The 21941-nt window shown below is 27.1% G+C and carries 12 protein-coding genes and 1 CRISPR repeat array; of the genes, 4 read left to right on the plus strand and 8 right to left on the minus strand.

Going from position 1 to position 21941, the window contains the following annotated elements:
* Window positions 1–85: 85 nt before the first annotated feature.
* From DA803_RS06415 to DA803_RS02235, 4 genes are all read right to left on the minus strand, one after another.
* A complete protein-coding gene (locus DA803_RS06415; protein ID WP_114190999.1) occupies window positions 86–394 on the minus strand; it encodes a hypothetical protein in 309 nt (102 codons plus the stop codon).
* Window position 395: 1 nt separating this feature from the next.
* A complete protein-coding gene (locus DA803_RS06420; protein WP_170120268.1) occupies window positions 396–2093 on the minus strand; it encodes a hypothetical protein in 1698 nt (565 codons plus the stop codon).
* A gap of 24 nt (window positions 2094–2117) precedes the next feature.
* The gene (locus DA803_RS02230; protein ID WP_277869724.1) at window positions 2118–2774 is read right to left on the minus strand and encodes a hypothetical protein; all 657 of its coding nucleotides are present in this window, start codon (window positions 2772–2774) and stop codon (window positions 2118–2120) included.
* 637 nt (window positions 2775–3411) lie between these two features.
* Window positions 3412–4935: an IdeS/Mac family cysteine endopeptidase gene (locus tag DA803_RS02235; protein WP_114191001.1), complete on the minus strand. Its 1524-nt coding sequence runs from the start codon at window positions 4933–4935 to the stop codon at window positions 3412–3414.
* 815 nt (window positions 4936–5750) lie between these two features.
* Between DA803_RS02235 and DA803_RS02240 the strand changes: the two genes are divergently transcribed.
* The 4 genes from DA803_RS02240 (at window position 5751) to DA803_RS02255 (ending at window position 11540) form a co-directional block, all read left to right on the plus strand.
* Window positions 5751–7133: a BMP family ABC transporter substrate-binding protein gene (locus DA803_RS02240; RefSeq protein WP_114191002.1), complete on the plus strand. Its 1383-nt coding sequence runs from the start codon at window positions 5751–5753 to the stop codon at window positions 7131–7133.
* 85 nt (window positions 7134–7218) lie between these two features.
* Window positions 7219–8760 carry an ABC transporter ATP-binding protein gene (locus DA803_RS02245; protein ID WP_114191003.1) on the plus strand — a complete coding sequence of 514 codons (1542 nt, stop codon included), beginning with the start codon at window positions 7219–7221 and terminating at the stop codon, window positions 8758–8760.
* Window positions 8753–10609: an ABC transporter permease gene (locus DA803_RS06425; RefSeq protein WP_114191004.1), complete on the plus strand. Its 1857-nt coding sequence runs from the start codon at window positions 8753–8755 to the stop codon at window positions 10607–10609. Before DA803_RS02245 ends, DA803_RS06425 begins: the two co-directional genes overlap by 8 nt.
* A gap of 1 nt (window position 10610) precedes the next feature.
* Complete coding sequence (locus DA803_RS02255) at window positions 10611–11540, plus strand: ABC transporter permease (protein ID WP_114191005.1); 930 nt, start codon at window positions 10611–10613, stop codon at window positions 11538–11540.
* Between the two features lie 239 nt (window positions 11541–11779).
* A CRISPR array of direct repeats spans window positions 11780–15322; the repeat unit is 36 nt; unit sequence GTTTTATCTTGCTTGAAAATAGCATAGCACTAAAAT.
* 42 nt (window positions 15323–15364) lie between these two features.
* Here DA803_RS02255 and DA803_RS06430 read toward each other — a convergent pair.
* The 4 genes from DA803_RS06430 to cas9 all read right to left on the minus strand — a co-directional run bounded on the left by DA803_RS06430 (window position 15365) and on the right by cas9 (window position 21828).
* A complete protein-coding gene (locus tag DA803_RS06430; RefSeq protein WP_114191006.1) occupies window positions 15365–16129 on the minus strand; it encodes a hypothetical protein in 765 nt (254 codons plus the stop codon).
* A complete protein-coding gene (gene cas2 / locus DA803_RS02265; RefSeq protein WP_277869725.1) occupies window positions 16129–16419 on the minus strand; it encodes a CRISPR-associated endonuclease Cas2 in 291 nt (96 codons plus the stop codon). The genes DA803_RS06430 and cas2 overlap by 1 nt, the downstream gene beginning before the upstream one ends.
* Before the next feature lie 19 nt (window positions 16420–16438).
* Window positions 16439–17335 carry a type II CRISPR-associated endonuclease Cas1 gene (cas1, locus tag DA803_RS02270; protein ID WP_114191008.1) on the minus strand — a complete coding sequence of 299 codons (897 nt, stop codon included), beginning with the start codon at window positions 17333–17335 and terminating at the stop codon, window positions 16439–16441.
* Between the two features lie 893 nt (window positions 17336–18228).
* Entirely contained in the window at window positions 18229–21828 is a 3600-nt protein-coding gene (gene cas9, locus DA803_RS02275) for a type II CRISPR RNA-guided endonuclease Cas9 (protein WP_114191009.1), read from the minus strand.
* Window positions 21829–21941: the final 113 nt, after the last annotated feature.

Here is a 21941-nt window from a genome sequence, read left to right on the forward strand (position 1 = left end):
TAGTCACTTTGATAAATCAATAGTTAAGCAAAAAAATAACAAAAAGTGCGAATAATTTCGCATCATTTCTTGGTAATATATTTGCCTATTTTTTAATCATCTCATTATATTGTTTAGCAAAAGTTTCGAACAATTGCACAATAAATTCGATTTCTTTGACTTGTTGACGGTTTTGATTGGCCTGATCGGTAATTTCAACTATAATTTCTGAACTATCATTTTCAGCAACGATATTCACAAGAAAAGTGTTAATCTTTTCACGATTTCAATCAGATTCAGCACTTTTATCTAAATTTATTTTTAGACTATTGGTTTTTTTAGTTGTTGTCAACATTGAAATATTAATAAAACGGCTTTGATCAGATTTAGTTTCATAATTGATTGTTATTGTCATGTTATTTTTCCTCCATATGATTATCACTAATTTTTTTGGCAATAATTTCACTCCGTTTTTTTAGCGATTTAATCCCACCTTCTAAATAAAGGGATTCTCCAGTCTCTTCGGTGTCATTATTAATAATAATGTTTTCTAAACGGAATTTATTTTCAGCAATTTCATCAAAAATATTTGCTATAATCACTTGCCCTTCAAGTAGTGTGCCGATGTTCGAATTATGAGTAACGATAAACATTTGTTGCCCCTCTTGTTTCTTGGTTAAAAGCAGCGGTAAAATGTTTTCGGTGATGGTTTTATTATCAAGATTATCTTCAATTTGATCAAGTAATAAATAGTCAGCATTATTTCTATAGTTTTGAATGTTATCCAAAACATAATTAATCCCAAATAAACTTTTTTCGCCAAGTGACATGTCTTGATATCTTTTCTTACCAGCATAAATTTCAACATGATTTTCAATTAATGGAATAATAACTTTTTTCTCAAGATATTCATTTGAACTAGTTTTATCGAGTTTATCTTCAGTGCGAATGAGATCTCTAATTGTTTGCCGTTTATTTTCCGAACCTATATAGTTATTTAAAAACGTGATTTTTTCATCATCATCCATAACGATTTGGTGAAGTTCACATCTTAGTGAATTTCTATCATTAGAAATATCTTCAGTTTTTGTCCAATTGAAAATAATTTCTTCATTAATAATAGAATCATACTGTTGTTTTAATTCTGCTAATTTAGCACCCATATCTTTAAAATATTTTAATAAAATTTTTCATTCTTCTTCTAACTTTAGATCAGATGACATTTTTGCCTTATATTGCTTTTTTTGACTATCGTAAGCATTTTTGAAAATGTCAAACGTTTGTAGTCCTTTAATATTAATTTTTTGAAGACTTTTATACTTATCAACTAATGCATCTTTTTGTGCAAGAAACTGGTTTTCGAGTTCAAAAATTTCTTCAATTGCCAATAAATCAAAAAAGCTTTTCATAACATCGCTATTTTTCATCTCGTTTTTAATTTGATTTTTATTAGTTCTAATTTTATTATCAAGGGTTTTAAAATCGTTTAAAATTTTTTCGATATTATCCGCAATTCCTTTTATTGTTTGTTTAACATCATGATTTGTATATTCAACGTCAATAATTGATTTACTTTTTTCTAAATTAGTACTTTCTTTTTTGAAAATCACCTGAGGATTAATATTCTTTTCCGCTTGAAGATAATATTCTTTTAGTAATTTTCGTAATTTTTTAAAAATCTCAAGCCCGTGATCTTGGTCACTGACAAAATCACTAGCAAATGCTTCGATTTTTTCTTTTTTAAATTTTTTCACATCATTTGATTCATCTAGTGACTTTTTTCGCGAGTCATCTTGCGAAATATAACCTGGCAAATCATTTTGTAATTCTTCGAGTCAATTTTTTGTTTTTGCCAATTCTTTTTCATGATAAAACGTGAAATCTGCGGCTAGTTTTTCCGAACCATCAATGTTGACACTTATAAGTTCTAAATTTGCATCTTCTTTTAATCATTTTGAACCATCTTTATAGATGTATTTATTCATGATTGCTTGGCCAATTAAATTTAGTAATGTACTTTTACCACTACCCTTGGGACCAACAATAATATTAACTTGACCAAATGGTAGTTCAATAATTTTATCGTTAACTTTAAATTTTAATTCCTTAAGCATATTTACTCCTTTCATCGCTGAATACTACTCAATAATAATTTTGTTTTCCTGAATGGCTCTTTTAATCGCTGAAAAATTAACTTCAGACTGGACATATGTTTGTTTTTTTGAGAACTGTGGATATTTTTTTCATGTGTGAGTATCACTAAAAGTGACTAACGGAATTGCCCTCTTTGCTAAAATTTTTTTAACATTTGCGTGATTCTCATCAGTTATATCCAAAGCATCAACTTGGAAATTTCCCAAATCATCAACAAGCATATTATCTTTACCTTTACCAGCATGCGGAAAAACCATAAAATCAAAATCTGCTAATTTCGCAATAATTTCTGCATAACTATACCGAGTTTTTGGACCACTAAAAAGATTTTGAATTGCCACTAAATCATCATCAGGATTAAAAACAAAAACGGCTTGACCCACCCGGTGATCAATACGTTTTAAATCAATTTCAATCCCGGGAAATAAAACTAAATCTAAGTGGTATTTTTTAATAATTTCTAAGCGCTTTTGATAGTTTTTCAAATAAAATTTGTCATGATCGGAAAAACAAGCGACTTTGACATTGTGTTTAACTAAAATTTCTAGTTTTTCTAAATCAGATTCACCACTAATATTGCTACCAGTTTTACCAGAATCGCTAGAATGAGTATGAAGATCAATTAAAATATAGTTTAACAATTTTACATCCTTTGTAATTAAAATTATTGCATAAATCACTAAAAAATATTGTAAAAATGCGAAATTTATTAACTATTTTGTTTATGAAAAAATAAGCCAATCATTTATAAAAAATTCCTAAAAAAGTGAAGAATATTCAAACTTTTTTTGAAATATTTAATTTAGGTGAAATAATTTAAACACTCAGCTCATATTATGCGAAAACATAGTACAAGATTTTATAATTTATTTTTTTGTATTCTCTCTAAATTAGAGTGCTTTATGTATTTACTGATTTCGCCATATATTATCTCGCAATCTAAATTGTTGTATTCTATAAAATCAACATTTTATCGATGTAAATTTGTAAAAAAATTTTTGTCTTTATTTTTCAATTAGTATCCTTTGATTAACACCAATTGATTATAGTTATGTTTTTTTAGATTTTTTTTACCTTCGTATATGACTTGCGTATTGCGCAATTATATCTATATTTTTTTGTTGATGTTCGTTATTAATAATGAACTGAATTAAAGAGATTTAAAACTCGCTTTTCGCAGTTGATTTGCAATATTTTAGTTTTTCATTTAGTGCAAATTGTTTTAACATAAAAACACTTCTTATCTTGAAGTGTCTAAATTATGTAACCTAACTTAAATTATTTTAATGTTTCTTTATCCTTAGCATCAAAAAAAGATTTTCAAATTTGCTTGCCATTTTGTATTGAGTATATATTTCAAATATTTACTCCTAACCCAGGTTTTTTATATGCGTTTAGTTTAGCATATCCTGAAGAGTAATCAATCGGAAGTCTAGTCATACCAACTCTTTGACGGATGCCATCACTTCCAATCATTGTATCATCTCTATTATCTGAGTCGCTAATATAAACAGCTAATACTTTACCATTTTTATCAAAATCTGCTCCTCAAATATTGACGATGTGTCCAGCGCCTCTTCCTGTTCCATAAGATACTGCTAATGCCCTATCTTCGTTAATTCATTTTCTTATTATATTCGATAAATGATCTAAACTTCCGGGCGAAACCATATCGGTTAATCTTTGTTTTCCAAAAACATCCTTTAAAAATCCGCGAGTAGCATTTGGAGAATATTGTGAATCACTATTTAAATATTTTTCTGAACTGTATTTATAACCATTTATAAACATATCAATAAGTTTATCTGGTCAAACTGCGCGATTAGCAAATAAACCTTTGAAATATTCAAAAATACGACTTTTATCATAATACATATCCGCATCTGGATAATTAACTTTAATTGTTTGTAATTTTTTAACTATCTCGCCAGCCTTAATAGTGGCATTTTCCGGATATTCTTTAATATATCTATCTACATATTCTTTATTATAATCTATTCATCAATGTATCATATTAGCAGCAACTACTGCAGAACAAAGAGTTAAATCTCCACCCTTAAATTCTTTGTTAATATCATATCACCCTTCTTTTTCTGATCCTTTTAAAGGATATTCAAATTTTTCAACTTCGGGGTCATCTCAAGATTTGAATTTTTGAACATCAACATTAACTCCGGCTACTCAAAGTGTTTCTGCCACTTTATATTTAAGAGATTCAATAATATTAGTGTTATTGTGCAACTTTGATAAGTCTAAATCATGAATTTTATTATCATTTTTTGAAGAATTGGATTCATTATTTTCACTAGCATCATTTTTATTTTGGTCAATAATAGTTGGTGGTATAACTTCTTCAGTATTATTAGATTCCTGTTCTGGAGTAATATCATTTTTTTCGACATTATTTGGTAATGTTTGCTTTTCAGGTGAATTAATCTCGTCATCTTTTTTGTCTGTTTGGTTTTCAGGTTTAAGAATTTGTGGATTTTTAGTTTTTATTGAATTTAAATTTTTATCAGAAATATTTTGATTTGTTTCTTTATTATTTTCATTGTTTATTTGTGATTGATCATTAGAATTAGTAGTAGACTTTTGTTCTCCTTTGTTTTCTTTTGGATTGTCATGTTGATTCGATTTTTCAACAACATCAATAACCTTATCTTTTGATTTATCTACAACTTTTTTTAGAAATAGTTGACTTCTTGGAGGTTTTTTGTCAGTACTCTTAACATTTACGCACGCAACTGCGGTTAATGGTGTTAATAGTATGGTAGATAAAATTAAATATTTTGTCTTTTTCATTTGCAATAATTGTACATAAAAATAATGATAATGTATTTAAGTTTCGACCGTTTTATTAAAAAATAACTATTTAAATTACCATTTAATCTTTTAAATTAATAAATTTAAATAAAAAAATATTATGTATTTACTTTTTAGTACATATTATTTTGAAATTTGAATTGTCGTATTTTATAAAATCAATATTTTCTAATGAATATCCTTTTAGCATACATTAATTGCCGACAATTATACTTTCCTAAAAGGTCTTCTATTTTCATATCTAACATAAACATTAATACAATAATATCTTTATTATTCATAGCAATATTCATTATTAATAAATAAACTGAATTAAAGCTATTTCAAATCAATTTTTCGAAATTAATTTGTAGTACTTTAGTTTTTCGGTTGTTAAAAATTTTTTTAAATGAAAAACTCTCTTTATCTTGGAGTGTCTTAAATTATTTAACCTAATTTACTTGTTAAAAACAAAAAACTCACTACATTCCTTGTAAAATCTGCAAAAATTTGACATAAAAAAACTAACTATACTTAAAAAAAATATGACTTCAATAATTTGCCATTTTTTTAGTTCAATAATTCAAATTTTCATCTCTTTAAATTGAGCAAAAAAACAAGATAATTTTTATCAAAAAAATCATTAATTTATTCAAATTTTTTGTAAAAATAAGGTTTTATTTTGTTTTACTCATTTTTTTATATTGTTTTTTTAATGAGATATTTTAATAATTGGTATGTAGTTTGTATTATAATTTTTATACAACTATTTATCGTTTTAAATCGTTAAAATAATTGAAAATGAAAGGAAAATTATGAAAAAAAATAGAAAACTGATTTTAGGTATGGTAATTTCAGTTATGGCAATAGCACCAATTGCCGCTTCATGTGGTTTTGGTGGAACTGATACAAGTGGTAGTTATGCAAAAACTGATGCTGCTAATATTAGAGAATTAGTAAAAACGAAGGATGCTGAAGTACAAGCAGCTATAGAAGCTAATACAACAAAGAAATTAGATATTGTTCTTCTAACTGCTGGTGGAAAAGTAAATGATTTATCATTTAATCAATCTGTTTGAGAAGCAATTTCTCAACACTCAGTTCAAACTAAAAATAACACAAGTTCATATATTGAACCAGCTGATGATGCTGCTGTTACCAAATCATACGATGAACTTATTAGTGGACAAAAAAATGTTTGAGTACTAACTGGATTTCAACATAGTTACTTATTCAAAAACTGACTATTAAATGCAAACGGAAGAAATTTGGATGCCTTAGCAAATTCAAATGCTGTTGTTGTTGGTGTCGACTGAATCTTAGATAAATTAACACCAGAACAACAAGAAAAATTAAAAGGCAAAATTATTACCTTAAATTACAAAACTGAAGAATCTGGATGAATCGCAGGATATGCAGCTGCTGATTTTCTAGCTAAAAAATATCCTGATGCATCTGATCGTGCAAAAAGAGGAATTGCTACTTTTGGTGGACACCCAGGAAAAGGAGTTACCGACTTTATTACAGGATTCCTTGGTGGAATTAAACACTTTAATAGTGAGCAAGGTAATAATGGTAAAAAGGCTTTAATTACATCTAAGCCTATTGTTACCGATACCAACTTTAGTACTCAAGATACATCAAAAGTTACTCTTGTTCAAAACATTACTACAAATGGCAATCCCGCAATTATTCTTCCAGTAGCAGGACCATTTACTAATACAGTTGAACAATCAATTACAAGTAGAAATACTGATCAATCAATTATTGGTGTTGATACCGATCAATCTATGACCTTCTCGGAAGACAAAAGAAAATTATTTTTTACTTCAATTGAAAAAAGAATTGGAGCAACAATTTACCGTGTGCTAACTGATTTATTTATTCAAAAAGCAAATTCTGATATTATTTCTAATTTCAACACAACTAAAAAGATTGAAGGCGTAAAATTAGGGTACTGAGATGGTTTTGTTTCATTATCTCCAACTACAAAAGAAGGAAATGATAAAGAATTTGCAACCACTTCTCTACAAGAAGCTAAAAATAAATTTGAAAGTATTGTACCAAAAGCACAAAAAGATAATGCAAGTGCTTTACTAGGAATTAAAGAAATGGTTGATGTAGCCCCTGAAGGAAAAACCGTTAAAGAAGTTAATGAGGGAGTTTTAAACGCCTTAATTGCTGAAATAAATGCTTAAACTATAAAATAAAAAATGCTTTTAGTTAAGTAATTTTTTATTTTTATAATTTGTATATAATAAGAAATTTCAAATAAGGTATATTATGAACAAACAAAAAAATCCCGAATATGCCATTCAATTTATTAATGTCACAAAAGTATTTGGAGACATAGTTGCTAATAAGGATATAAGTATTAATATTAAAAAAGGATCCATTCATGCCTTAATTGGGGAAAATGGAGCTGGCAAGAGTACTTTAATGTCAATTCTTTTTGGACTATATACTCCAACTAGTGGTTCGATTAAAATTAATGGTCATAGCATGTACATTAAAAATCCGAATTTAGCAAATGAAATCGGAATTGGAATGGTACATCAACATTTTAAACTAGTTAATGCTTATACAAATCTTGACAACATTATTTTAGGAAGTGAAATTGAAAATTACGGGTTTTTGGACAAAAAAACTGCTAAATTAAAAATTGAAGCTATTCAAAAAAAATATAATCTTGATTTTGATTTAAAACAAAAAACAGGGAACGCAACTGTCGGAACACAACAAAAAGTCGAAATTATGAAGATGCTTTATCGTGATGCTGAAATTCTAATTTTTGACGAACCAACTGCAGTGCTAACACCACAAGAAATTACTGGTTTGATTGAAACCATGAAAATTTTTAGAGAAAGTGGTAAAACAATTATCTTTATTTCTCATAAATTAAATGAAGTTAAAGCTATTGCCGATGAAGCCACTGTTATCAGACACGGTGAAGTGGTTGGACATTTTGAAGATTTAGAAAATGCTTCAATCTCCGAACTATCAGAGGCAATGGTTGGAAAAAAAGTTGTTATGCCAAAAAACAATGCTGAAATTACTTCAGAAGACATTGGTTTTGAATTTAGAAATGTCACTGCAAAACACAATAAGAACATTGACAATGTTTCATTCACTATTCGTAAAGGTGAAATTCTAGCCGTGGCTGGAGTTGAAGGAAATGGTCAAGAAGAAATTGAATTTGTAACTTCAGGAATCATCAAACCAAAAAGTGGTAAAGTTTTCATCTATGATGATAAAAATCAACCAATTGATATTACCAATTTCTCAGTTTCAAAGAAAAAAAATAAGGGTATTTCATACATTCCTGGTGACAGACATAAATACGGACTTGTTCTTGATTTCTCAATTTTAGAAAATTCAATTATTAGACGTTTAGATGATAAAAACATCGAAAAATCACTGGTAATTAATGCTAAAAATATGAAAAAATTTTTCAACGAAATTGAAGAAAAATATGATGTTAGAGGTTGTCGACATGGACATTCAAAAGCCCGTTCACTTTCTGGTGGTAACCAGCAAAAAGCAATTGTTGGCCGGGAAATGTTAACCAAACATGATTTTATTTTAATAGTTCAACCAACTCGTGGTCTTGATGTTGGGGCTATTAATATAATTCATAACAAAATTTTAGAAGAAAAAGCACAAGGAAAAACAATTTTATTAATATCATATGAACTTGATGAAGTGCTAGCATTAGCCGATTCAGTTATTGTTATTAACAAAGGTAAAATTTCCGAGAAAAAATCAATTAAAAATATTACCAGAACCGAAATCGGTAAATTAATGGCAGGAATAAGCAATGAGTAAAGTAACACCATGAACAAAATTTAAAAACTTTTTATTAAATGAAGATAGCGTTAGTTCAAGAAGAAAAGTTTTTAATTCACTTTGAGCCATTTTAATCGGTATTGTAATTGCGTCAATATTCCTACTTTTTCTAAGAGTAAATCCAATTCAATTTTTCTATACAATCATAGAAAGATCAACAAGCTCAAGAAATATTAATCGGTTTTTAATTACTATAGCCGTTCTAATATTTGCTTCGATTGCCGTCGGAGTCGGCTTTAAGGCAGGGATGTTTAATATTGGTGTCCCTGGGCAAATGATGGCCTCTGGAATTAGTAGTGTTGTTGTCATCGCCTATTTAGGAAGAACACCAGGAGTGCTAGTTCTTGCAATTATTGTGGGAATGATAGTTGCACTTCTAACAGGAATGATTGCCGGAATTTTAAAAGCTTATTTAAACATTAATGAAGTTGTTGTCACTATTTTACTTAACTGAATAGTATTCTACATTTGTTGACAAATACTATCGGTTGGATCATTACCTTTTAAAGATCCATTAGCATCGCTAAACGGACAATCAATTTTACTAAATGTCGCGTCGCTTGATACATTGTGATTTTCACTAATTATCATGTTTGGAGCAATTGCTTTTGCCGTATTAATGTGATTCATTCTAAAGAAAACTACTATTGGATATAAAATAAAAATGACTGGTTTTAATAAGGATGCTTCTAAATATTCAGGAACTAATGAAAAGAAGTTAATTATTACCCTAATGAGCTTCTCAGCTATGATTGCTGGAATTGCCGGATTCCTATGATTTGTCTTTGAAGAAAAACAAATGATTTTAGGATCAGGTCCTGTTGCAATTGGATTCGACAGTATTGCGATCTCGTTACTAGCTCACAATGCGCCAATTGGATCAATTTTTACATCAATTTTCTATAGCTTTATTACTATTGGTTCAGCTTCACTACAAACTCTAAATGTTAAATTGGACCAATCAACTGTGCAAATTATTACTGGTATTATTATCTATCTATCAGCAATATCAATAGTATTCTCGAAATTTAGAGTAATATCAAAGCTTATCAAATTAACAATTTTGATCAAATCAAAAGTATTCTTCAAATCAACATCATATTTAGACAAATATAAGATGCAAAAACATCAAATTGAAAAAGCGTTAATGTCTAAAAATTTAGATGAAAAGAATAAAAAAGAATTAGAAAAACAATTAATAAGTGTGAAAAGATTAATTAATTTGTCTTCAAATCGTGAAACAATGAAATCAAATTCATACTACAAACAAATTAAAGCTAAATATGAATTAGAAATACTTAACAAACAAGAATATTTCAAAAAATTAAATGTTGAAAATAAAAACTATAAAATTAACAAAGATCTTGCCTATTTAGAAAAAGAAGTAACAATTATCACTACTTTCTTAAATAACATTAATAGTGGTCAAGCTCACAGAAAAATTGCAATTTACAAAGCTTATTGAAAGACTAAAATTTATCTATACATTAGATATAGAAAAATGCAAAATATCTTAAAACTAAAAAATATTGATAATAAACCAAAATGAAAAGAATTAAATAACCAATTAAAGGAAGCATTTATCGCTAAAGGATCAAAAAGAAATATGACACATGAAGAAAAAATCGCTTTATTTAAGGAACTTTCAATTAAGAAAAGAGCAATTAATGAACAACTTGCTTTAATTGGATATTTCGATAGCAAAACATTAAAAGAACAATACAATAGCCAAAAAATTGAATACAAAAATAAATATAGTAAAGATGTTGAAAGTCTTGTGGAAGATTTCAAACAAAGAAATCAATGATTAACAATGGAGATTATATAGTATGGATACGTTTTTAGGAATATTTGTTCCTGCTATTGTTTTCTTCTGTATCATCTCAATAGCATCATTATCGGGGCTATTTAGTGAACGAGTTGGAATTGTTAACATTGCTATCGAAGGTATGATGATTGTCGGAGCGACATTCTACGGACTTTTTGGTCAAATCTTTCAAATCACAAGTCCATGGATGCAAATCCCACTATTAATTATTGCATCCGCTGCAACTGGATTATTTGCCCTACTCCATGGTATTGTAACGATCAAATTAAAAGGTGACCATATTATTTCAGGTGTGGCTCTAAACTTATTAGCACCAGCAATATCAATTATTTTCTTAAAAATCTTTGGTAGTGCCAACAGGTTTAATAGTCCAACCCAAGAATTAGCATTATCATCTAATTCATTAAATGATATTAGAAATGTTATTTCGTTAAAATTATTTTTAGTACTTGCCATCGGAATTACAACTTTAATAGTTCTTAATAAAACAAGATGAGGGCTAAGGATGAAAGCAATTGGAGAAAATCCACAAGCTGCCGATGTCGTTGGAATTAATGTTAACTCATTTAAATGACAAGGTGTATTTATATCTGGTTTATTAGCCGGAATTGCTGGCGGAATCTTCTTCCAATGAAGGGGATCTGTCTTCTCCGGAGGGGTAGAAGGAATAGGATTCTTGGCACTAGCTGTCTTAATTATGGGCCAATGAAAATCATCACTGATTTTCGTCTTCTCAATTGTATTCGCATTTATTTTCTCAACTTCACAACAAATCGGAGCTGGACAAGGAGTCTTCAACGACTTCAAAGACTACTCAAGATTAATTAGTACTACTCCATATATATTTACTATCCTAATTCTAATATTTAGTTCGAAGAATTCAAAAGCACCGGCTGCCGTCGGTCAACCTTATGACAAATCGAAAAGATAAAATTAAATACAGCATTCGCCAAAAAAGCATGCTGTATTTTTTATTTACTTTTAAAAATAACTTAATTATGAATTAAAGTTACACTATCATTAAATTCACAATGCTACTAAATTGCAATTAAAATATCTAGTAAATATGCCTAGTTCCATTTAATTTGCTTCTACAAAAAAATTTATTTATGATGCGTTATTATAGCATAGCGCTAAAATAACAGAACCGCCGATATTAAAATTGCCATTGTTTTATCTTGCTTGAAAATAGCATAGCACTAAAATTAACTTTATCGTTAATACTGACCTTAAAGCGTTTTATCTTGCTTGAAAATAGCATAGCACTAAAATGGAAGCGATGAAATATTTAAAAGTTGTAATGTTTTATCTTGCTTGAAAATAGCATAGCACTAAAATTGTGAAGATAGGTCCGTAAAAATAAGAAAAGTTTTATCTTGCTTGAAAATAGCATAGCACTAAAATGAAAAAGCCGCTACCATTTCTCCGAATTTAGTTTTATCTTGCTTGAAAATAGCATAGCACTAAAATTTTACAGGTGAGTTTAACATTTCCAATAAAGTTTTATCTTGCTTGAAAATAGCATAGCACTAAAATGAAATTTTTGAATACTCATTTAATAAATATGTTTTATCTTGCTTGAAAATAGCATAGCACTAAAATAATTCAACTAAATATTTAAAATTCAATGAAGTTTTATCTTGCTTGAAAATAGCATAGCACTAAAATTATGTTTAAATTCGTTATTAATGCTATTCATGTTTTATCTTGCTTGAAAATAGCATAGCACTAAAATAATTCAACTAAATATTTAAAATCCAATGAAGTTTTATCTTGCTTGAAAATAGCATAGCACTAAAATGCAAATATGATTATTTTATCAGGACTAATAGTTTTATCTTGCTTGAAAATAGCATAGCACTAAAATAATCAAAAAATAAATATAAAAAATGTAACTGTTTTATCTTGCTTGAAAATAGCATAGCACTAAAATTTATCGGTTTGGTTCAGTCTGGATATTTATGTTTTATCTTGCTTGAAAATAGCATAGCACTAAAATAAAAGGAGATCACTCAACTGCTTCACTAAAGTTTTATCTTGCTTGAAAATAGCATAGCACTAAAATTAGAAAACGATGTTCTATTTTGCGTCTTTTGTTTTATCTTGCTTGAAAATAGCATAGCACTAAAATATTGAACAAGACGCCGACGTGGTTTTATTTGTTTTATCTTGCTTGAAAATAGCATAGCACTAAAATTAAAATGAGCAAATTTACCGAAAAAGAAAAGTTTTATCTTGCTTGAAAATAGCATAGCACTAAAATATATTCATCAAAGCTATATTAAAATTTTGTGTTTTATCTTGCTTGAAAATAGCATAGCACTAAAATATAGAAAAGCAAACTACACAAATCTTAAACGTTTTATCTTGCTTGAAAATAGCATAGCACTAAAATAATGAGTATTAACACATTTATCACATTATAAGTTTTATCTTGCTTGAAAATAGCATAGCACTAAAATACCGCTGGTGCTGATATCGCTATTACTATTGTTTTATCTTGCTTGAAAATAGCATAGCACTAAAATTCTTCAGACACAACATATATTTCAATTGAAGTTTTATCTTGCTTGAAAATAGCATAGCACTAAAATCGCTATTGCTTTCAGTTTTATCAGCAAATAGGTTTTATCTTGCTTGAAAATAGCATAGCACTAAAATCCTATCGCCAAAAGCTTTTAAAATATTATTGTTTTATCTTGCTTGAAAATAGCATAGCACTAAAATATAAGTGTTATAGTGTATAAATTAAAACATGTTTTATCTTGCTTGAAAATAGCATAGCACTAAAATATTTATATATTGATTTTAGTGGTACAAATTGTTTTATCTTGCTTGAAAATAGCATAGCACTAAAATAACCACCGTCATCATAATCTCAGTAAACTCGTTTTATCTTGCTTGAAAATAGCATAGCACTAAAATATAAACGTTGTAAATTTTAATCTTGCCAAAGTTTTATCTTGCTTGAAAATAGCATAGCACTAAAATTAGACAAATCTTTGGCTTGAGTGAAGTTTCTGTTTTATCTTGCTTGAAAATAGCATAGCACTAAAATTAAACGCATTAAAAGAGCCGATAACAATAGTTTTATCTTGCTTGAAAATAGCATAGCACTAAAATTGATTTTATTTAGTCATCACTCGTAAAGCTTGTTTTATCTTGCTTGAAAATAGCATAGCACTAAAATTAATTTAACTCCATTCACAGCGGTATTAATGTTTTATCTTGCTTGAAAATAGCATAGCACTAAAATGTGGATTCTATTTTAGAAAATAATTTTAGAGTTTTATCTTGCTTGAAAATAGCATAGCACTAAAATAGAAATGTAAAAACTAAATTTTTTTAATATGTTTTATCTTGCTTGAAAATAGCATAGCACTAAAATGTATATGCGATAATTCATTCTTTGATAATTGTTTTATCTTGCTTGAAAATAGCATAGCACTAAAATGCCACTAGTTGTGGTCTCTTGTGAAGAAGAGTTTTATCTTGCTTGAAAATAGCATAGCACTAAAATAGATTTTGATTGCTATTAAATTGAAAAATTGGTTTTATCTTGCTTGAAAATAGCATAGCACTAAAATTAAAAAATGGGGAAAGAAGTTAATAGAATTTGTTTTATCTTGCTTGAAAATAGCATAGCACTAAAATATTATTAGGTCATACCCTTCAAATTCATATGTTTTATCTTGCTTGAAAATAGCATAGCACTAAAATAGTACTATTTGTTGGATTTAACAAAGCGTTAGTTTTATCTTGCTTGAAAATAGCATAGCACTAAAATCTATATCTTATATAAAGTTTGTAATTACTAGTTTTATCTTGCTTGAAAATAGCATAGCACTAAAATGTATTTTCCACCACATTCTCTCAACCATTACTGTTTTATCTTGCTTGAAAATAGCATAGCACTAAAATTTCGATCAAGTCTGGAAGCAAATCAACCTTGTTTTATCTTGCTTGAAAATAGCATAGCACTAAAATCTAACTTTTTCCCATCTAAAATCAGAATTAGTTTTATCTTGCTTGAAAATAGCATAGCACTAAAATGATCAAAATTTGGATTTAGTTTCGGCTGCTGTTTTATCTTGCTTGAAAATAGCATAGCACTAAAATTTTAAAGACATAAAAAATCCTTTTTTGCCAGTTTTATCTTGCTTGAAAATAGCATAGCACTAAAATTAGTACCTTCCCTGATTTTAAAGATGAAGAGTTTTATCTTGCTTGAAAATAGCATAGCACTAAAATGGAAAATGAGCTCTTTTTAAAATTGGACAAGTTTTATCTTGCTTGAAAATAGCATAGCACTAAAATAAAACTCTATTGATAATATAACGTCCGTGGGTTTTATCTTGCTTGAAAATAGCATAGCACTAAAATTCAAATACACAAAATATCATTCAAAAAATTGTTTTATCTTGCTTGAAAATAGCATAGCACTAAAATAAAATTAAAACAAACGACGATGGCAAAGAAGTTTTATCTTGCTTGAAAATAGCATAGCACTAAAATTTGTTAAAAACTCATACTTTGGAAGAACCAGTTTTATCTTGCTTGAAAATAGCATAGCACTAAAATTTGAGTGATGTTTATGTTAAATGATATAATGTTTTATCTTGCTTGAAAATAGCATAGCACTAAAATTTGTCAATGTCAATTGTTTTTCTTTGTATAGTTTTATCTTGCTTGAAAATAGCATAGCACTAAAATGTCAAATTTAGTATTTTTTCAATAAAATTGAGTATTTTTTGACTAAATTAAATATTTTTTTAGCTTAATTTGAATAAATTCATCATTTTTCAATATGTTAAAGGATTCATTAATTTCTAAACTACTGTTTTGTTCACTCTCAACTCAGTTATGAATTGCTAAACCAGAATTTATACAAATTCCTTCGTTTCTTTCAACAATCGCACACTGTTCTAATTCATCAAAATTATTTGCAACTTTAAAAATGTTATTAGTTAAAATAATAAAATAGAATTTGCTTAAGTATTTTGTTAAATATTGAAAATTAACAAAATCAAGATTATTTAAAATAATTATAGGTTTTGAAGAACTATCGGTCCCATAATTATTTAATCATTTGTCTAAATTATCTTTATTGATAAAAGCATCTTGATTAATGTCAAGTAAGTTTTTAAATAATTTACTTTTATCAAAATTTAGGTTAAGAAAATTAGGGTCAATTTGATTATTTATTTTTTCAAGTTCTTTAACTAAATATGGGATATTAATAAAAGTTCCATATTCTAATTTGTCATCATTTAAAATCATTTTGGTTAAAATATTTTTAGCGCTAAATGAATATAGATCGCTTAATTTAGTTAAATTATCAATAATAATCGTATTTCTAATCGAAACATTAGTTCCTTCAATTCTAAAAATTGAATCCTGATTTTCAATTTCAAATTGAAAAAAACTTGCTAGTAATTTATTAGAATTTTCATTTTGTATAGCTATTACACCATTAAATTCCGTTAATTCTAAAAATTTTAAATTCTTAATGTAAATCATTATATTTCAATGTACCTTTCTATATCATTTATATGTTCATTTATTGATTTTTCGCCGGATAGAATTTCAATGTCACCATATTGTTTTTCGGTGATAAGTAAAATCCTCACGTTTGATTTTTTTGGAATAACTTTAATAATTTTTTCTTTTTCATAAGGGTATTGTGTATTTGATCCAATGCATTTTACATAAATAGAATATTGAATTCGATAGTATCCTAATTTATATAAAGCATTACGAAATTTATTATATTGATCAATATTATCGTCATCAGTCGAAATGTCATACATGATAATAATTCTCATATATCTATTTTGAATCTCAACCAATGACTAAATCCTCAAGTTCAACATTTTCAATGATGCCCTTAACTACATAATCAATATAATCAACGACTTTCATCGCTTTCCCTTTAATTAAAATATGTTCCTGTAAAAATTCGAATAACCGTTTTTTAAAATCACGAAAATCAAATTTTTGAAATTGCATACGTTTTTGTATTCCTTCATAGACAATCTTGTCTACAAAACAGCGAAGTGGTTCCATAAGATCAGAAGCCAATAAAAAGCCATTGTCAAAGCTTTTATGAAAAATGCCAATTCGATTGTCAAATCCTTTGGATACAATTGAACGACTAACATAGGCTAACATTACCGTATAACCATAGTTTAAAAATAAATTTATTCAGTCGTCATTATTATCCTTATCACGAATAAAATCTTCAGAAAAAATTGCCCTAAAATAAACTTTTGCCGCCAAACCTTCACGGTTTGTGGTATCCCATAATTTAACTTGCTCGCTATATTCTTGCAATAATTCGAGAACTTTTGGATTGTCTATTTTTAGCGATTTTAGTAAATTCAGCGAATTGATAATTTTTAGTTCAATTGTTCGCTTTCAAGTTATTGATTTATAATAATCGTCTCATTTGATTTGTGATAGAAATACTTTATTGTTAAAATAACCATTAAGTGGTAAGATGTGTGCATATGGTAAATGCTTATAGTCACAAAAAATAATGTTAACTTTTTCTTCAATTAGTTTATTAATTAATGGCACGCTTATCATCATTCGACTATTTTCAAAAATAATTGTTTCAATATTATTAGTTGGAATCGTAATTTTTCCTTGCTCTTTTTTAATAATTAGATTACCAAGAAAAAGTGATAAATAATCACTTTCTGAAACATCGATAATTTTTTTCATATTCTTGTCTCCTTTTATGTTAGATTCTCTAACAAAAAAAGGATATTATAATTAGTTTTTATTTTAAATAAAATTTTATTATTTAATGTCTTTATACATTAATTTTTCTCTTTATTTGAAAAGAAAAAGTAATAATGTATAAAAATGCAATTTGCAATTAGGTCTCAAGAATATCAAAATAATAAAGATTTTAATTAAAATTTGAGTATTAAAATCATATTAACATAATACTATTTTGATTTCCTTTAGAGCTATGCTATTTTAATTAGACAAAATAACCCACTGCTAAAATTTTTACGGAATAAGCAATTTATATACTCGGAAATGAACAATGTTTTTATATGCTAAAACATTTTAAATTAAAAACTAAATACTGAAAACTAATAGCAAAAAATAGATTTGAAAGAGCTTTAATTCAATTAATTATCGATAACAAATATCGTTGTATCATATCACCAATACTAGGTTGGATATAAATTTCTAGAAAAACATAACCATTGGCAATTAATATCAATTAAAAAATTCTCATTAAAAATTAGATAATCAGAATAATTCCTTGAGAATATGCAGCAATAAAATGTTGATCCTAAAAATACAACAATTTATATTTTAAAATAATATAAGCGAAATCACAAATACATAAAGTATCGTAATTTAAAAAGAGTAATAAAAAATAGATTATAAAACTCCACATGATGTTTTTTACACAATGTGGAGTTAATATTTAGATTATTTTTGATTCCTGTGCTGTGTTTTTACACAAATCAGGGTAGATTATAAATTTTAAATCTAAGCACCTAAAAGGTAAAAATTAAAATTTTAAATAATATCGTTAAATAAAAACTATAAAAAATTATCTATTAACATAATGTAAATTTAATTTAGGTTATTTTTTAAATTAGGTCTTTATTATTTTTTACATAATTTTTTAATAAAACACTTGCTGCCTTTCTATAAGGTTTTACAATTTTTGATTTTTCACTATCAATTAATTTTTCGTTTTCCTCACTTTTTTCATTTAATCTTAGACAAGAACAATATCTATATTCAATTCTTCTGTCTGAAGCCCCTACAATATAGATATCTCGTTTTTCTAAATTTTCTTCACTAAAATTTGTTAAAGTTGTTCCCTTATAAAAAACATCAATAATTTTATTTTCTTTTGGAATTTTATTTTTTTCTTTTTGGTATTCAAGAGCATCTTTTATATAAATACTTTCATTGGCAAAATCAGGGCGAAGATCATTATTAAATTTATAAATTTTAGCATTTACTGGAATGTATGTGAATTTGTCTTTTTTATTCTTATATATTAGTAGCGCAACTCAATTAAAAGAATCTTTAAAGGATTTATTATTCTGTTTTTTTACTAAGTGTGCGTTATCTTTTGGGATTATATTTCCCAAAATTTTTACTTTTTTAATATATTTAAAACCATTTGGAGTTTTAATAATTAGTGATTTTCGGTTTTTACTACTTAAAAAGGTTTTGGCCTCTTCTTTAAATTTTGTTGGATCCTTACATAATTCATTTGCATATTCCTCGAACAATTTATGTGTGTACATTACAAACGCATTTGTTTTAAAGTTTTTATATTCATTTCAAATTTTCAAAATGTCGTTAAATTCTTGAGGATGAGATATTTTCATTAAAATTTTATTTTGGTCTTCTTTTCCTTCTAAATAATCGTAAATATTAAAAATTGATTTTCTTTCGATTTTTTGAATATTGTTTTCATCAACTTCACGTAATGAATATAGACTGCTATTAAATAATTCAATATTATAGTCCCTAGTTAATTTTCTTGAATACTTAATTTTTTGTAAAATCCTATCAAGATTAGGATTTTTAACATCGCTAATTAGCGAATTATAAACCTTCTCAGAAACAATATTTAAATTTCTAGTATAGTCTTCTACACGACAGACAACTTCTCCGGTCTCTGAGTTAATAATATGTTTGTTTAGAACATAGAAACTATCAATATCTAGAGAAAATTTTTTTCCTCAAAATGGTTTCATATTATTTGCTGCAATTGCTAGAATACTTGCATCAATTGCGTGATGATAATATTTATTTCTATCCTTCGTGAATTTTAGTCCGTTTTTATTATCTTTATCTTCACGGTATTTGAATATCAAATTGTTAACATATTTACGTACTAAACTAGTGAAACGTCCTCTAATTGGAGTGATTGTAAATTGTTTATCGTGTAATTCTGAATATTTGTATAATTGTTCTAAAAATAGTTTTGAAGCATACCTTGTATCATTTAGATTTCTTTGAACAAAACCTAGTTTATCTTGATCGGTCAATGGATCATGTAGCAGATTTTTGCGTTTTCTTTCATAATCTTTTCTTTTTTCGTCAAAAAATTTATTTTCTTTATTTAATCAACTGTTTAAATTATTCTTCATTTTGTTAAATTGTTCTTCATCTAAAAATTCCTTGGGAACACGTTTTCCTTTATTTTGATTTGATGAATAAAGCACTAAAACTTTGTTTGAATTTGAATTGTCAAAACTATCACTTTCAGGAATAATATGATCAATTTGTGCATAATTGGGTTCTTTTATTACCCTTTCGATATCCATTTTTTTACCGACGTATACATCTCATCCATCTTGTTGACAGTATAATAAAAGTTTTTCCTTAACGGAGGCACTGTAATTATTTCAATCGAAATCACTTTCATCACCTATTAATTTAGAATACTCTTCGCCAATTCATTTTGCTCTATCTTTATTTTTCCTGTTTTGTTCAGTAATTTTGTCACGTTCTTCTTTAGAATTTTTATCTCTTGGCATTTCAATACCGATTTTTTCAATATTGTAGATATCACCATATTTTTTCACAATTTTATTAAAAATTTTGATTGATTCTTGCATTGTATTTTTAACAGCTGGAGGTAAAATTGCATCATCTAAAAATTTAGAACTTAAATATTTAGAAACATTTTTTAGATCTTCTTCTTTTTTTTCACTAATTTCTAGTTTGTATGCTTCGCCTAATTTAGAATTAGAATCAAATTTTAAAGCTGTTAGTGATTTTCCGTCAAAAATATCATCAAGTGCTAAAGAAATTGCTTTTTGTGAAATCGAATGAGTTTGCGAAGTAGAAAATTTCGGATCAGATGCAATTGTATTAATGGTATTTTGAATGTCATTTTCATTAGTAAAATATTTGCTAAAAATTGAAAGATTATTATTGAATTCTTTAATTCTAGTTTCTAGTTGATTAGTTTCAAACAACACCATGAAAATTTTGTCAAAATCATCTAATCATTGACGATATGTTTCAAAATTTATAAGTGATAAATCAGCATTATTTTCAGCAAAAATTTTAATAATTTTAGCGATTGATTTTAGTTCAATGTATTTTTTATTATCATTTTTTAGTGAGTCGACTGTAATTAGATTTTCTTCTAATCCCGCATGAGATCTTAAGTATTTAATCAACATTGTGTTGGTAATGTTCGTATTCTTTTTATTAATAAACTCTTTAATTAATTCATCAAATATAATTCGTTTTTTATCCTCTTTATCTAATTTCATTTCCGGAAATGGTTTACAACGAATATTATTTAAATCAGAAAGTACATCCAACATTTCGGCACTTGGCAAGTTTTTTGGTGCTCGATTTTCATTAGCAAAAACGCTGCATTTTCCGATCGTTTTTTCTCAAACTGATTCGTATTTTTGGTAAATTTTACCATCTTCCCCATATTCATAAATTCCATAAGGACTATAGCTATTAATACTCCCTGGTCCTTGTTGGAATGAACGTATATAGTTAAATAAATTAAAATATTTTTCCTTAAATTTGTTAAACAGTTCTTCGTTGTACTCAGTTTTTTGAACATCGAAAATTTTTTCGATTTCTCTTATTCACATCTTATTCGAGAAGTGGCGATTATCATAAGCTTCCATACCATTATATCACTTGTTTTTTTCATAAAACTTCGCTTGAATGTTACTTGGAAATTCATTGGTATTAATAACCTTAATACCTTTGTCTTTTTTATCGTTTGAATTTTTATCTGCTTTTTCAACATTTTCAACTGTTTCAACATTTTCAACTGTTTCAAAAAATGCACCACGATTTTTTAAATGATCGTGTAAAATTCAGATTAGTTGCTTCGCTGAAATATCACCTTCTAAAGCTTGATTTTTGATTTCTAGAATATTAGGATGTGCTTGCGACATTTCCAAATAAATTTTTTGTACTTCGTCATAGTTTGTCATTTCTATATTAAATAAATCACGAAATTCATAAACTAGTTTACTATATTTTATACTTTTAAATTTTTTTCTCCGAATTGATCTTCTGATTGCTCGATAACCGCGGCGTTTAACTGCGAGTTCTGGCTCGCTAAATAATCTCGAACCAAGATCCAATACCTGATTATTATCATTATTAATGATTGCCCAACCAACTGATCCAACTCCTAAGTCAAATCCGATTGATATGTTTATTTTTTCTTTATTATCCATAGGTCTCCTTTTTTATTACATATATTTTAATTTTAATATTTTTTTTGTAATTATTGTTTTTAATGTATAATTAATGCATAGTACTTAAATAAAAAACTATTTTATCTTGCTTG

The sequence above is a fragment of the [Mycoplasma] phocae genome, assembly GCF_003332325.1.
GTDB lineage: Bacteria > Bacillota_I > Bacilli_A > Mycoplasmatales > Metamycoplasmataceae > Metamycoplasma > Metamycoplasma phocae.